This is a genomic window from Verminephrobacter aporrectodeae subsp. tuberculatae At4 (assembly GCF_000193225.1).
In the GTDB taxonomy this organism is placed as follows: Bacteria; Pseudomonadota; Gammaproteobacteria; order Burkholderiales; family Burkholderiaceae_C; genus Acidovorax; species Acidovorax aporrectodeae.
On record NZ_AFAL01000584.1, the window covers coordinates 1 to 836 of the forward strand.

At 67.8% G+C, this 836-nt stretch carries 2 protein-coding genes; both read right to left on the minus strand.

Annotated elements, in window-relative coordinates; genetic code table 11:
• Positions 1–409, minus strand: a 409-nt coding sequence (locus tag VTU_RS28280) for a biotin carboxylase N-terminal domain-containing protein (RefSeq protein ID WP_322835868.1), incomplete at its 3' end; no start/stop codon positions are given.
• Between the two features lie 73 nt (positions 410–482).
• On the minus strand, positions 483–836 hold a 354-nt coding region (locus tag VTU_RS28285), incomplete at its 5' end, for an acyl-CoA dehydrogenase family protein (protein ID WP_010106982.1).

The following is an 836-nucleotide window of genomic DNA, read 5'->3' on the forward strand; positions in this document are numbered from 1 at the left end:
CATCGCCCGCGTAGCCCGGCAGACAGGGCAGCCCCTGCGCCAGGGCCAGCGCCTTGGCGTGCGCCTTGTCGCCCAGAGCACGCATGGCCGCGGGGGGCGGACCGATCCAGGTCAGGCCCGCATCCAGCACGGCCTGGGCAAAGTCGGCGTTCTCGCTCAGAAAGCCATAGCCCGGGTGCACGGCGTCGGCGCCCGTGGCCTGCGCGGCCGCCAGCAGCTTGTCGATGCGCAGATAGCTGTCGGCACTGGTCGTTCCCCCCAGGGCATGGGACTGCGTGGCCTCGCGCACGTGCAGCGCCCGGGCGTCGGGGTCCGAGTAGACGGCCACGCTCGCGATTCCCATGGCGTGCGCCGTGTGGATCACGCGGCGGGCGATCTCACCGCGGTTTGCGATCAGTATCTTTTTCACAAACCGTTCCCCCGCGGCTGCATCGCCCGCTTGCACGCTGCGCGTGCACGGGCAATTTTCTTGGACATGCTCATCATTCCCCAGGCCGTTTCGCCAGACCCATGGTCTTTGCGATGATGCTCAGCATCACCTCGTCCGCACCGCCGCCAATGGACGCCAGGCGTCCGTCGCGGTACATGCGCGCGACCTTGTTTTCCAGCGTATAGCCCATGCCGCCCCAGAACTGCAGGCAGCTGTCGGGAATCAGCCGGTTCAGCCGGCCGGCCTTGAGCTTGGCCATGCTCGCCAGTTCCAGCACGTCCTGCCCGGCCACGTACAGATCGCAGGCGCGGTAGGTGAGCGCGCGCAGGGCCTCGACTTCGGTCCTGAGCTCGGCGAGCTTGAATTGCAGCCATTGCTGGTCGGCCAGCGCGCCGCCAAACAGCTT